This is a genomic window from Flavobacterium sp. KKT103 (assembly GCF_055640565.1).
In genome coordinates this window covers 1,816,407-1,830,038 of sequence record NZ_CM145766.1, presented here as the reverse complement: position 1 = coordinate 1,830,038, position 13,632 = coordinate 1,816,407, and the positions used below count along the sequence as shown (strand labels likewise).

At 36.7% G+C, this 13,632-nt stretch carries 14 protein-coding genes and 1 riboswitch; of the genes, 4 read left to right on the top strand and 10 right to left on the bottom strand.

Annotated elements, in window-relative coordinates; genetic code table 11:
- Window positions 1–20: 20 nt before the first annotated feature.
- The 8 genes from ACZ2G0_RS07915 to ACZ2G0_RS07880 form a co-directional block, all read right to left on the bottom strand.
- Window positions 21–599 carry a nucleotide exchange factor GrpE gene (locus ACZ2G0_RS07915; RefSeq protein ID WP_300288956.1) on the bottom strand — a complete coding sequence of 193 codons (579 nt, stop codon included), beginning with the start codon at window positions 597–599 and terminating at the stop codon, window positions 21–23.
- Window positions 600–918: 319 nt separating this feature from the next.
- The gene (locus ACZ2G0_RS07910) at window positions 919–2,847 is read right to left on the bottom strand and encodes a TonB-dependent receptor plug domain-containing protein (RefSeq protein WP_470309777.1); all 1,929 of its coding nucleotides are present in this window, start codon (window positions 2,845–2,847) and stop codon (window positions 919–921) included.
- A gap of 98 nt (window positions 2,848–2,945) precedes the next feature.
- Window positions 2,946–3,205: riboswitch (cobalamin riboswitch) on the bottom strand.
- Between the two features lie 49 nt (window positions 3,206–3,254).
- The gene (gene cobC, locus ACZ2G0_RS07905) at window positions 3,255–3,776 is read right to left on the bottom strand and encodes an alpha-ribazole phosphatase (protein WP_470309776.1); all 522 of its coding nucleotides are present in this window, start codon (window positions 3,774–3,776) and stop codon (window positions 3,255–3,257) included.
- Window positions 3,761–4,558, bottom strand: coding sequence for an adenosylcobinamide-GDP ribazoletransferase (locus ACZ2G0_RS07900; RefSeq protein WP_470309775.1), 798 nt, complete (start codon window positions 4,556–4,558; stop codon window positions 3,761–3,763). Before ACZ2G0_RS07900 ends, cobC begins: the two co-directional genes overlap by 16 nt.
- Window positions 4,559–4,638: 80 nt before the next feature.
- Window positions 4,639–6,318, bottom strand: a complete 1,680-nt coding sequence (gene cobT, locus ACZ2G0_RS07895) for a nicotinate-nucleotide--dimethylbenzimidazole phosphoribosyltransferase (RefSeq protein ID WP_470309774.1) — start codon at window positions 6,316–6,318, stop codon at window positions 4,639–4,641.
- A gap of 37 nt (window positions 6,319–6,355) precedes the next feature.
- Window positions 6,356–7,006 (bottom strand): Dph6-related ATP pyrophosphatase, encoded by a 651-nt coding sequence (locus ACZ2G0_RS07890; protein WP_470309773.1) that lies wholly within the window; start codon window positions 7,004–7,006, stop codon window positions 6,356–6,358.
- 2 nt (window positions 7,007–7,008) lie between these two features.
- Complete coding sequence (cobU, locus tag ACZ2G0_RS07885; protein ID WP_470309772.1) at window positions 7,009–7,518, bottom strand: bifunctional adenosylcobinamide kinase/adenosylcobinamide-phosphate guanylyltransferase; 510 nt, start codon at window positions 7,516–7,518, stop codon at window positions 7,009–7,011.
- Between the two features lie 17 nt (window positions 7,519–7,535).
- The gene (locus ACZ2G0_RS07880; protein ID WP_470309771.1) at window positions 7,536–7,895 is read right to left on the bottom strand and encodes a DUF5522 domain-containing protein; all 360 of its coding nucleotides are present in this window, start codon (window positions 7,893–7,895) and stop codon (window positions 7,536–7,538) included.
- Window positions 7,896–7,991: 96 nt separating this feature from the next.
- Here ACZ2G0_RS07880 and ACZ2G0_RS07875 point away from each other — a divergent pair, with 96 nt between their 5' ends.
- Genes ACZ2G0_RS07875 through ACZ2G0_RS07865 form a run of 3 tightly spaced genes read left to right on the top strand, consistent with a single transcriptional unit; the run spans window position 7,992 to window position 10,982 of the window.
- Window positions 7,992–9,134, top strand: a complete 1,143-nt coding sequence (locus tag ACZ2G0_RS07875) for an ABC transporter substrate-binding protein (protein ID WP_470309770.1) — start codon at window positions 7,992–7,994, stop codon at window positions 9,132–9,134.
- A 1-nt stretch (window position 9,135) separates the two neighbouring features.
- Window positions 9,136–10,167 (top strand): iron ABC transporter permease, encoded by a 1,032-nt coding sequence (locus ACZ2G0_RS07870; protein ID WP_300288966.1) that lies wholly within the window; start codon window positions 9,136–9,138, stop codon window positions 10,165–10,167.
- Window positions 10,168–10,196: 29 nt separating this feature from the next.
- The gene (locus ACZ2G0_RS07865; RefSeq protein WP_470309768.1) at window positions 10,197–10,982 is read left to right on the top strand and encodes an ABC transporter ATP-binding protein; all 786 of its coding nucleotides are present in this window, start codon (window positions 10,197–10,199) and stop codon (window positions 10,980–10,982) included.
- Window positions 10,983–11,087: 105 nt separating this feature from the next.
- Here ACZ2G0_RS07865 and ACZ2G0_RS07860 read toward each other — a convergent pair whose 3' ends face one another.
- Together ACZ2G0_RS07860 and ACZ2G0_RS07855 are read right to left on the bottom strand one after the other, a co-directional pair.
- On the bottom strand, window positions 11,088–11,540 hold the full coding sequence (locus ACZ2G0_RS07860; RefSeq protein ID WP_300287572.1) for a tRNA (cytidine(34)-2'-O)-methyltransferase: 453 nt from the start codon (window positions 11,538–11,540) through the stop codon (window positions 11,088–11,090).
- A gap of 38 nt (window positions 11,541–11,578) precedes the next feature.
- Window positions 11,579–12,154: a pseudouridine synthase gene (locus tag ACZ2G0_RS07855; RefSeq protein ID WP_470309767.1), complete on the bottom strand. Its 576-nt coding sequence runs from the start codon at window positions 12,152–12,154 to the stop codon at window positions 11,579–11,581.
- Between the two features lie 105 nt (window positions 12,155–12,259).
- Here ACZ2G0_RS07855 and ACZ2G0_RS07850 point away from each other — a divergent pair, with 105 nt between their 5' ends.
- Window positions 12,260–13,630, top strand: coding sequence for a DNA recombination protein RmuC (locus ACZ2G0_RS07850; protein ID WP_470309766.1), 1,371 nt, complete (start codon window positions 12,260–12,262; stop codon window positions 13,628–13,630).
- Window positions 13,631–13,632: the final 2 nt, after the last annotated feature.

Below are 13,632 nucleotides of genomic sequence, written 5' to 3'. Positions count from 1 at the left end.
TTACATGCTTCTCTTGCAAACTATTGTCCGATTACTACTTTAGGGAAACGAATAATCTTTTCTCCTAATTTGTATCCTTTTTCAAGAACATCTACAATTTTACCTTTCATTTTATCGTTAGGTGCAGGAATTTGAGTTATTGCTTCAGCAAAATCAGCATCAAATGCATCACCAGCTTTTACATCAACTACTTCCAATCCTTTTGCTACTAAAGTATTTTTTAGTTTTTCGTGAATTAGCTCAACCCCTTTAGTCATCACCTCATCTTCAGATTTAGCTATCTCAACAATGGCTCTATCGAAATCATCTAATACTGGCAACATTGCTAATAAAACCTCTTGATTTGCTGTTTTAAACAATTCAATACGCTCTTTGGTAGTACGTCTTTTATAATTTTCAAACTCAGCAAACAATCGTAAGAACTTATCTTTTTCCTGTGCTAAGTCCTTTGCTAATTGCTCTTCCACAGTTAATTCCTCAACAGCAACTTGCTCTTCAGTTGTGTTATTTTCAATCGTTACCTCTTCTAAATTTTGATCGATTTCTGTATTTTCAGCAGCCATATTACTTGTATTTTTAAATATATTCTTAAACTTCATTTTTGCACTTTCCTTTGGATGGCAAAAGTACTGCCAATTCTTTAAAAATGTCAAATTGTCATTCTTTTTTTTAAGTTGTATAGTGGGGTAAAAATCGGCAGAATTCGTATTCGTTCTAGTTCCTAGTAAAAAATTAATATAATTTTAAGACTTTTATGTATATATTTTTTTAAGTTTGTTTCTGAATCAAATTACTAACAGCGTCTCACAAAGAAGCTTTTGAATTTAATTCTACCTAATTATTAATTCGTGATTACCCTATATCAAAAAAAGCTTTGTTTCAAGAAACAAAGCTTTTTTTATGACTACTACTTAACTATTACAAACTAATATTCAATCCTACTTTAAAGTTGCGACCTCTAGTACTAAAACCTCTTGCCTCAACAAAGTCTTTATCTAATATATTGTCTGCAGATGCAAAAATATTCATTCTGTTTTTGATCAATACGTATCGAATGTTTGCATTAACCAATTGATAATTTTTTAGAATTTCTGAATTTAAAACAGGGTTAAACGCAGGAGCTGGGTAGGTTGTGTATTCCGTATATCTATCTGAAACAAATTGATAGGTTGCACTAAACGCTAGTCTTTCGGTTGCTTGAAAATCAAATCCGGCATTTACTTTATTTTTTGGATTCAAAATACGAGATTGTCTTTCTAAATCAGTAAAAGTATAATTGGCGTTAAAACGAATTTTACTGTTTAAATCAAAAAGTAAAGTAGTCTCTACACCTCTTGCCTTATTTTTCCCTAAAACATTAAAATATTGATAAGAAGTTAAATCAAAACCAATAGCATCCGTTTCTTCTCTAAAAAATGCAATAGAAGTTACCGTTACTCTCTTATTAAGCAATCGAGCTTCAAAACCAAATTCGACAGTAGCATCTTTCTCAGGCGCCAAATTTAAGTCACCATATTCAGAGTACAGTTGATACAAACTAGGTGCAACAAATGCAGTGCTATACGATGCAACTAACTTTAAAGGCAAAGTCGAAAGCTGGAAGGAAGGGTTTACATTATAAACTAGGTTATTCCCAAATTTACTATGCATCGTATAACGTGCACCAGCATTAAGGTTGAAACCTGATTCAGCATTGTACACCACAGTTGCATAAGGATCAAACATCGTAAACTTAGCTAAAGTTTCCGGTATGTAGGCATAATCACTTTTATTTGACATTTCATAAAACTGAAACTGCGTTCCGGTTACGATAAATAATTCTGGAATAATAGTGTACTTATTGAATAGATCGGCATTTACATTTCGAGATTTATAGTACGAAAAGCTACCAAAATTAAATAATTCGCGATCAATTGAACTTGCACTTGAGTTCAGTACAACTTCTCCGCCATTGTACTTATACTTTGGTGAAAAACCAACACGATATTGCTCAGAAGTTGAAAAATTTACTTTGTTATCCGCAAATGATCCTGAATCAAACTCATTTCGCAATTTATCATAACTAGTAAAAAAGTCTAGTGATACTTTTTTATTCGGTGTAAACCCAAACTTTACAATCGAATTTACTCTTGAAAAAGCATCTGGCTCAAAAGTTACATTGTTGGTAGCTGGTTTAGCTTCAGAAATACCAGTAGTTTCCGTACTGTTTAATGCTGCAAAATAATTAAACTTATCCGACTTCCCATTGAAAGAGAAACCTTGATTATAGTCGTTTATCTTGGTACTATTTTCTTTAGCAACACCTTGCGTTCCCATGTTTAAATAAACGTTTCCAGCAATTGCTTTTTTGTCCGCTTTTTTCAAAGTAATGTTAATCACTCCTGTCGCAGCACCTGAACCATATAATGTACTAGCAGCGCCTTTCATGATTTCGATACTTTCAACTTGATCCACAGCTAACAAGCGTAAATCGTAGGACAAGTTAATCCCTGATGCATCAGTAACAGGAACGCCATCTACTAGAATTAAAACTTGATGTCCTCTTCCACCCCTGATGTACAGACCTAGATCTTTCCCGTTTCTACTCTGATTTCCATTGATTTCAACACCAGCAACAGTACTCAATACGGCAGCTACGGATTGCCCTGGCCTTTTCTTTAAGTCTTCGGCAGTAATTTTAATAATTACTTTACCTGATTTCTCCTTAGGCAAAGCAAATTTAGAGTCGGTGATCACCACCTCATCCAATTCATTGGAAACAGGAAGTACGATTCCTTTTTTTTGTGCAAATGTACAAGCGCTTACTAATAGACATAGCGCACTAATACGAACGATTTTTTTGTTCATTTTGTTAAATTTAGCAACAGTTTATTACCTATTACATGACTAATAAATGGGAGAAAAGCATAGAATGACCCATACCCAAACCTTTTTTCCCGAAAGTTTGATACTCGATGTAGTAGGCAGGTCTCCTGGCTTGCGTCTTGTTGTTGACCTTCTCATCCGCCGAAACGAACAATGGTTTTGTAGATAACAACAAGCGTATTAGCTTACAGTTGCGGGTACAGCTTAGGATTTAAAAATTTAGATACACTCGTTTTGATTTAGTACAATCAAAAAGTAGCTCTCGGCATTATTTCACCTAATTCCCTTTTAATGCTATTTTATAATCATAAAACAGCAACCTCAATACGGCGGCAAATATAACATATAATTAGAAGAAAACTAACATTTATTATAGGTCAAAAAAAAGACTATAGTTCGACCTTTAGTACGGATCCAAAATCAACTTTATTCGTAAAAGCATCCTTTAATGGTAAGCCCGAAATTTCACAAAGAATACTTCGAATAACACCAGCATGAGCAACAATTACTACCGGTCTTGAACTAGCTGTTTCAATTTCTTTATTTAAAAAATCTAGTACGCGATGGTGTAATTGCACAAATGATTCTCCGTTTGGTACAGCTACATTAACAAAATCATTCATCCAAGGGGTAATGTCATCAGAAGGGATTTCATCCCAACTTTTAAGTTCCCAGTCACCAAAATTCATTTCCATCAAGCGGGAATCCGTAATTAGATCTTTCGAAATATGACGAGCCAATTGTGTACAACGGTCTAATGGACTCGAATATACGATTGCATCCTGCGGAAGTTGCTTTTTGATGGATTCGAATAATTCTAGAAAAGGTTCTAAAATGGCAACATCTGATTGCCCGTAGCAGATTCCTTTTTCACAAACTGTTTCGGTGTGGCGTACTAAATAAACTTCCATATCACTATAACTGATAAATAAAATAAAACTTCACATACTTGCTGCGTTGCGCCTAGACAATCTCCTGTATAACCGTCAATCCACTTTTGAAAATAGCGCGCCAAGAAAAAACGACCCACAGAAATAGGTATTAAAACCAAGATCAATTGCCATTGAATAGCAACCAAAAATAATAGTGGCAACAGCCCAAAAAAGAACGCGCCAATAACTTCTCGCCAAGAAAAATTTTGCGCTATAGGTTTGCTTTTGCTTGTAGCGTCTTCTCGCGAATACTCATGCGTAAAAACAATTGAAATTGCTGCCAATCGGCTCAAAGAATGGCCCGAAACAAATAATAAAAAAACCATTAAATGCCCTTGAAATGTCAGTGCATCTGATTTTGAAACCAAAAAAGATAAGGTTTGGTATTTTAATAAAAATAATAGCACGACACCTATCGCTCCATAAGCTCCAATGGCGCTATCTTTCATAATCAGGAGGATTTTCGCTTTGGTCCAGCCACCACCAAAACCATCACAAACATCGGCAAAACCGTCTTCATGAAAAGCACCTGTCACCAATATGGAGGCAATCATAGCGATAATCACTGCGATCTCAGGCGTCACTAAAAATTGAAAAAAGCTAAAAACACCAAATGCAATCCCTCCTACTATCCAACCAATCAAGGGAAAATAGCGTGATGCCTTGTTTAAATAATCGGGATTGTGGTCAATGTTTTTAGGACAAGGAATCCGAGTGTAAAACATTAAAGCAGTAAAAAATATATGGAGTTCTTTTTTCATAATTGTATAAAGATGTAAGCATTAATTTGGCTGTAGCCAAAGAATCTCGAGAGTGATAAACCATACCAAATGACTGCAATTTACTGCAATTTAGCAGCAATATTGGCACTTTCAAAACTGGCCATTTCATTTAAAAATCCCACTGCTGATTGGATAAGTGGAAAAGCAAGAGCACAACCCGTGCCTTCGCCCAAGCGTAATCCTAGTTGCAAAATAGGTTTCACATTTAAAAATTCTAATAATTTCACATGGGCTTGCTCCGCTGAGCAGTGACAAAAAATAGCGTTCTTGATAATTTCAGGATTCATTTGATGCGCAATCAAAAAAGCTACACTACATATGAAACCGTCTACGAGAATCAGCATATTATTTTCATAGGCCGTCAACATGCCCGATGCCATTTGTAGTATTTCGAATCCACCAAAGTAAGCCAGCTTATCCTCTAGCTTATCGGAACCTGAATAATTATCTACTGCTTTTTGCAGTATTTTATGTTTCTCTTTTAATCTTTCATTGCTTACACCAGTTCCTAATCCGATACATTTTTCAAGCGGAATTTGGGTAATAATACTCATCAAAACCGAAGCTGTCGACGTATTCCCAATGCCCATTTCACCAAAAGCTATGCAATTACTGCCCGTTTTTGCAATAGTTTCAACAACGGCCTTTCCTTTTGAAAAACACAAATTAAATTCGGTTGTACTCATAGCAGGCACATGCAAAAAGGACTGCGTCCCATTACCAACTTTCGCTGCAATCAAATTGGTATTTGGAGCAAAATCATAATTCACACCCGCATCTACAATTGATAATTTGATGTTATTTTGTTTACAAAAAACATTAATCGCCGCACCACCTTCGAGGAAATTAGTCACCATTTGTCGGGTTACATCCTGTGGATACGCGCTTACACCATGATTGGCAATACCATGATCCGCAGCAAAAACTACTAAGTTGGGTTGTATTATTTTTGGATTTAATGTTTGAAAGACTTCACCTAATTGTTGCGCTACTTCCTCCAGCATTCCTAAAGATCCTGTTGGTTTGGTTTTACTGTCAATTTTTACTTTTAAAGCGTCGGTAATTGAAATCTCTTGTAATCGAGACACTTTCGATTCTGTTACAGTCTCAGTCTTATAATGTGGTTCTGTTATTTCTGTTACAAAAGGAACATCCGATTTTTGTTTCCAATTCAGTTGCTGCAACATGGGTTGATTGTCATAATTAGTGGCGGGTTTGCCTACGCAAAAATACCCCAGCGGTTCCAGATGTTCGGGCAATCCTAATAGTTGCTTGAATTGATAATAGTTTAAAATCGAAATCCAACCCATCGAAAAACCATGCTCGGTTAAGGACAGCCAAATGTTTTGAGCGGCACAAACGGCACTAAATTTAATCGCCTCGTTACTTCCAACGGTACCAATGGTAAAATTATTCAAAACCGATCGATCGTAGCAAATCACCAAACCAATGGGCGCCTCTTCGATTGCTTCTAGTTTTAATGCTTTGTAAGCTGCTTTTTGCTCTTCGCTATCTGTTTTACTAGCCGCTTTGTTGTCGTATTCTACAAACAATGCTTTAACGGCTTTTTTTATTTCATCGGACTTGATTAGATAATATTTTGTAGCATCGGTCAAACCCACAGATGGCGCCCAATGCCCCGCCTGCAATGCTTTGTTGATTACCGCATCGGGCACTTCCTCATTCGTAAAATGACGGGTATCGCGACGTGCTTGTAAAATTTCATCCAAATAAGTCATCCAGTTGTGTATTTAAAATTTCAGTTTGAGTTTATTGCTAACGAAAATCTTCCCAAACTATAAAACAATAATCCTGATAAGTAGTTACTGCAAATTGAGGGAGCTTAATTCGGTCTGAAAAAAGCGGACAATCAAGCACCAAGGTATGAAACTCGCCGTTCTCTCCACAAGGATCAATCCCTTTTTGTTGTAACTCAATGGCTAATTCTTTTGATAAAATGCAACCTAAATATTCTTCACCCATCGTGGTATTACAAGAAACAATCATCGTTTCGATACCTTTATCGATCATTTCGTTTACCAACGTCAGCCGATCTTGCTGCCACAAAGGTAAAACTGCTTTTAAACCAGATGCTTCGCATACTTTGTCTTCCCAATCTTTGTGCGCTTGCAAATCGATATCTCCAAAAACTGCGGCATCTAGCGTATATTTTGCTTTAAGCGTTTTCAAAGTACTAATAAACTTAGCTTCATAATCGCCCCAAGTTGCCGGAATCCCTTCGAGTGGCAACTGCATTTTTTCAGCTTGTTGATTTAAAATAGATAACGGCAGTCCATGCGAACGCGATACCTTTCCAATCTCATTCATCATATTGAGCAAAACTTTCGGATCTAAGCCTTGATCAACGGCCTGCATCATCGCGTAGCAACTGTCTTTTCCACCACTCCAAGAAGTCAAGAAATTCATAATTATCCTTTTATAGTCACAGGAATTCCCGAAACCATTAATACTACTTTCTCAGCTTTTTTGGCAATATATTGGTTCATCCAACCTTGTAATTCGGTAAATTTACGACCAATGTGTGTATCGGCATGAACACCCATTCCTATTTCATTAGTCACGATTATAATGGTTGCGTTTTCTTGATTTGCAATTTTGTCAAATTCGGCCTTAGCTTGTTCCAAGGAAAGGGCAACATCATTTTTAGTATCCACAAAAAAATTCGTCAACCACAACGTGACACAATCTACGATCGCGACATTTCCTGAAAAATCAATTTCGCTCAGGTACTTTTCTTTTTCGATATTTACCCAACGTTCGTCACGGTCTTTTTGGTGGCGGTCAATTCTTTTTTGAAAATCATTATCCCATTTTCTTGCTGTAGCAACGTACATCGGTTTAGCCGCTAGTTCCTTGGCCAAATTTTCGGCATAACTACTTTTTCCTGAACGTTCGCCTCCTGTAATTAAATATATCATGAATTTATTTTTCTAAATTAATAAGGACAATGCCGACATCCATTTCCGCAACAACTGCCTCTCTTGAGATGAAAAAAAGGTTTGAAAACATAATTACCGTTTTCTAAATAATAATCAATCCCTTCAATTAATTGAGCGGCTTTTGGTAATGCCGTTACTTTATTATCTAAAATCGTTTCGGGAGTTAAACTATTTATATAATCATCAATTTTAACCGAACTGGCAGCTGTAAAACATGCAGGACAAAGGCAATCAATAGCAGTGGTTGGCACGAATAAAGGTGGGAAATTGTTGCACCAGCAACTTTGAGCAGTTGTGTCACCGCAGTCAAAAGGAGTTGAGCAACTAGAACAATGTTTCACTTTTATGGCATTCATTTGGTAAAGATAGTATTTGTTGATTTTTTTTGAACAAAAAATAAACAAGATTTTTTGTATTTTCTTCTACCTTTGTCCTAGTTCTAAAATCGCAGCATGAAACTCTATTCCTACCGTATTCTTTTTGTATTTGTTTTTTTAACGCTAACCGCATGTAAAAAAACTGAAAAGAGCGACAGCAAAACCAACTCAAGTTCTAAAAATGAAATCGAATACGCAACAAGCTTAGCCATTTACAAACAAAATGGTTATTCGATTGTCAAAGTAGTCAACCCTTGGCCTAATGCCGAAAAAGACTTTACCTACATCCTTAAAGAAAAAAATGCTACCGTCCCTGATAGCTTACAAAAATACAATACCATTCAAGTGCCCTTGCAGTCGATTGTTGTCACCTCAACCACGATTATTCCTTATTTAGAAATGCTTGGTGTCGAAAATAAACTTGTTGGATTCCCGCACACTGACTTTATTTCTTCAGTGAAAACCAGAAAATTAATTGACAACGGAACTGTCAAAAATGTAGGTCAAAACGAAAAACTAAATATGGAAATGTTGATCGACAGCAGTCCAGAACTTATTGTGACTTTTGGTATTGACAACAATAATCCTACACTAGACAATTTAACCAAAAGCGGTTTAAAAGTTCTTATTCAAGCTGATTGGATGGAGCAATCTCCCCTTGGTAAAGCTGAATGGATAAAACTGTACGGAGCGCTTTTTGGTAAAGAAAAAGAAGCTAAATCGCAATATGACGCCATTGTAAAAAATTACAAGGATGCACTAGCGGTGGTCGCGACCAAAAAACCAACAGCAACGGTTTTATATGGTTCCATGTACCAAGACCAATGGTATGTGGCCAAAGCCAACAGTTGGGTAGCACAATTTTTGAAAGATGCCAAAGCCAATTACCTTTGGTCTAATGCTCCAGGAACCGGAAGCATTGGTCTTTCTTTCGAGCAAGTTCTCGAAAAAGCCAAAACAGCTAAGTACTGGATTGCTTCGGGACCTTATAAAACAGTGGCCGAATTGAATGCAATTAACCCGCACTACAGTCAGTTTGATGCGTTTAAAACCAAGCAAGTTTATACTTTCGAAGGCAAATTAGGTGCAACTGGCGGAACTATTTATTATGAAACCGCAGCCAGCCGTCCAGATTTAGTTCTAAAAGATTATATCAAAATATTTCATCCTGAATTAATTCCCAACTATACGTTTACCTTTGCACAAAAACTGAACTAAATTGATCCAGAAAAAACGAAATATTTTACTATTTTCCTTACTTGGTTTAGGGCTAATTGCTTTGTTTTTTATCAACATTAGCTTGGGTTCCATTACGATTCCGTTTAAGGAAGTCTACACCAGCTTAACTGGTGGGGAGGCGAGTAAATCGACTTGGGAATACATCATCATTAATTATAGGTTGCCCAAAGCTATTACGGCAGTGTTAGTTGGAATGGGACTTTCGATAAGTGGCTTGCTAATGCAAACTTTATTTAGGAATCCATTAGCAGGACCGTATGTGTTAGGACTCAGTTCGGGCGCGAGTTTAGGAGTCGCTTTTGTTATCTTGGGAGCTGCATTTATGCCAGCATTCATCAGTTCTATTTTACTGTCCTCGTACGGCATTGTGCTTGCCTCCACCTTAGGAAGCTCTTTTGTTTTATTGGCAGTTTTACTGGTTTCCCACCGTTTAAGAGACACAATGGCGATACTTATTGTAGGTTTAATGTTTGGGAGTTTCACTAGCGCCATTGTAGGAACACTCACTTATTTTAGCACGGCGGAGCAATTGCAAAAATTCACTTTTTGGTCCATGGGAACACTTGGTAATTTATCATGGACATCCATAAGTATTCTATCCGTTTCTGTTTTCATCGGATTGCTATTAAGTTTGTTTAGCATCAAACCGTTGAACGCCCTACTACTTGGTGAAAATTATGCCCGCAGCCTTGGCTTAAACTTCAAAAAAACACGATTCGTCATTATCCTGGCCACTAGTATTCTTGCCGGAAGCATTACCGCCTATGCAGGACCGATTGCTTTTATTGGCTTGGCGGTGCCTCATATTGCAAAACTACTATTCCAAACCAGCAATCATTCGGTTTTATATTGGAGTACGCTTCTCATCGGAGCGGCGATTATGCTTATTTGCGATGTGGTTTCACAAATGCCTGGATTTGATATTACCTTACCCATAAATGCCATAACATCCTTGCTTGGTGCGCCAATCGTGATTTGGTTATTGGTACGAAAACGAAAAATGATGGGCTAATTTGTCCTACTTTTAACTGTAAAAGAAAAATGAGTAACACTAACGATATCCTATATACTACTGACCTCAGCATTGGTTACAAAACCAAGACTGATGAGACCGTTATTGCCAAAAATCTGGATTTAAAGCTGCAATCAGGCAAATTAATTGCTTTAATTGGTGCAAACGGAATAGGGAAATCGACTTTGTTGCGCACGATTACTGGAATTCAGAAACCACTAGAAGGCGCTGTTTTGTTGAATAACAAAAAAATCAGTGATTATCAACCTTTAGAGCTCGCGCAAAATCTAAGTATCGTTTTAACCGAAAAATTACCGCCAAGCAACTTGACCGTTTTTGAACTAGTGGCTCTAGGTCGCCAACCGTACACCAACTGGATTGGCACTTTATCAGACTTAGATACTACCAAAATCAATGCGGCATTAGAGCTGACTCAAATCAGTCATTTGGCTTCTAAAAAACATTATGAAATAAGTGATGGTCAGTTACAAAAAGTATTGGTCGCTCGAGCATTGGCGCAGGACACGCCGTTAATTATCCTCGACGAACCTACAACCCACTTGGATTTATTACACAAAGTCGCCTTGTTCAAACTCTTAAAAAAGCTTACAATCGAAACCCAAAAATGCATTCTTTTTTCGACTCACGATATCGACATGGCCATTCAGTTGAGTGACGAAATGATTATCATGACGCCTGAAGCCGTTTTGCAAGATGAACCCTGTAATTTTATTTCCAAAGGAACTTTCAACACCATTTTCAAAGACGAACATATTTCATTCGATTCCGAAAAAGGCAAGTTTATAATCAAGTAAAAGTAGTAGGAGCTGATTCCAGCTATCCGCTTTATCTTTTATTTTTTAAAGAAAAAAATAAAAGGATGCCGCTCCTATCTGGGCTAACCTTTGTAATCTTGAGAACTATTTCAATCCTATCTGTCTCTTCGCTTCACCAATTACAAAAGCAACCGAATTGGCGATGTTGAAACTTCTAATATTGCTCGACATAGGGATTTTTAAGTGATTATCAAATTGAGCTAAGACTTCTTCGCTCAAACCCTTACTTTCCTTTCCAAAAACCAACCAGTCACCATCTTGAAAATCGATTTCTAGGTAGGATTTCGTCGCATGCGAACTCATTAAAAAAACTCGTGATAGATCCGGAATTTGAGATTTCCATTCGGCCACATTTTGATATTCGGTTACATCAAGGTGAACCCAATAATCCAAACCAGAACGTTTTAAGTTTTTATCATTAATCACAAACCCAAACGGATGAATCAAGTGTAGTTTACTCTCTGTACCCACGCACAACCTTCCAATGTTTCCTGTGTTGTTAGGGATTTCAGGTTCTACTAAAACAATATTTAACATTTTTAAAATAGTTTAAAGTTAAAGATTAAAAGTTGGTTTTACTTTTCAACCGAAAAATGATCGACTTCCATTACGTCACCCGCTTTCAAATCTTGCAAATGTACGTTACCTATTCGAACACGAACCAATCGCAAGGTAGGAAAACCAACAGCGGCGGTCATTTTTCGTACCTGTCTAAATTTACCTTCGTTAACCGTAATCGATGCCCAGGAAGTAGGTCCGTGGCGTTCATCTCTGATTTTTTTTCCACGCGGACCAAAATCAGGAATTTCAGTAAGCAATCGCGCTTCGCATTTTTTGGTGGTGTATTTGCTACCATCAAACCCAATCTCGACACCTGCCTTTAGAATTTCAATTGCTGCTTGTGTGATTACACCATCTACTTGGACGTAATACTCCTTGTCGACTTTTTTAGATCGAATTTGTTCACTTACTTTTCCATCTGTAGTCAATAGCAAAAGCCCTTCGGAGTCTTCATCTAGCCGTCCAATGGCCATCGTCCCTTCGGGAAAATCATGCAATTCACCCAACAGTTTCTTTTTTCGCTTCAATTCGTATATAAATTGACTCAAATAACCATAAGGCTTGTGAAGAATAAAATGATAGTGCGACATGAATGGGGATAATTTAGGGCAAAAATACATTTTTAAATTGTCTCTTTTCAATTTTAGGAAAAAGCACTTTCTTTGTTTACTTTTACTTTCCACAATACCCTTTTTATGGCTGAACTTATTCCCTTTTTATTTCTTTTCCTAATTGCCCTTGCAGTTGGTATTTTTATTGGAAAATTAATTTTCTCCGCTCGCTTTCAATCTGAAAAAGTCAGTTTGGAAGAAAGGTTAATCGCGCTTAATGCGCAATTCGACCAACAAAGAATACAATTTATGAACGATAAAAACAGCTTAGAGAAACAATTAGAAACAGCTAATTCTGAAAAAGAAACCATTCGAAATGAAAAAGACAGCTTAGCTATTCAACTCTCCAAAAAAGAAGTAGATTTTGAAAACCTGTGGGAACGCAACAAAGAGCAAAAAGACGAAGTTGAAAAACTTCAAGAAAAATTCACCAAAGAATTTGAAAATTTAGCCAATAAAATTTTAGACGAAAAGTCAAACAAATTTACAGAACAGAATAAGGAAAATATGAAAAACATCTTGTCGCCTTTACAAGATAAGATTCAGTTGTTTGAGAAAAAAGTAGAGGATACACACAAAGAAAGTATTGATTATCATGCTGCTTTACGTCAACAAATTTTAGGGTTACGTGAGATGAACATTCAAATGAGCAAAGAAACCATTAATCTTACAAAGGCATTAAAGGGCGATAGTAAGATGCAAGGAAATTGGGGCGAACTTGTCCTAGAACGGGTACTTGAAAAATCAGGTTTAGAAAAAGGGCGTGAATATGAAGTACAGCAGGCCTTTACTACCGAAGACGGCAATCGTGTATTTCCTGATGTGGTTATTAATTTACCTGATGGAAAAAAGATGATCGTCGATTCAAAAGTATCATTAACTGCTTATGAAAAATACATCAACGAAGAGGAGGACGAATTAAAAACAGGCTATTTAAAAGAACACGTCAATTCGATAAAACGCCACGTGGAGCAATTAGGCAATAAAAATTATCAGGATTTATACCAAATCGAAAGCCCTGATTTTGTTTTATTGTTTATTCCTATTGAGCCTGCCTTTGCGATGGCTTTGAACGAAGACACGACATTATACAACAAAGCATTTGAAAAAAATATTGTGATTGTAACTCCTGCAACATTATTGGCTACATTGCGAACTATTGATAGTATGTGGGCCAACCAAAAACAGCAAGAAAATGCTTTTGAAATTGCTCGCCAAGCAGGAGCTTTGTATGACAAATTCGAAGGGTTTGTTACTGACCTTATCAAAATTGGAAAGAAAATTGACGAAAGCAAGACAGAATACAGCGGTGCGATGAACAAATTAGTAGAAGGTAAAGGAAACCTCATTACTAGTGTCGAAAAATTAAAGAAGATGGGTGCGAAAGCTAAAAAATCGCTACCAGATAGTATTATAAACAGAGCCAACAAGGAAGAGAACGAACTTTTAAATTAAAA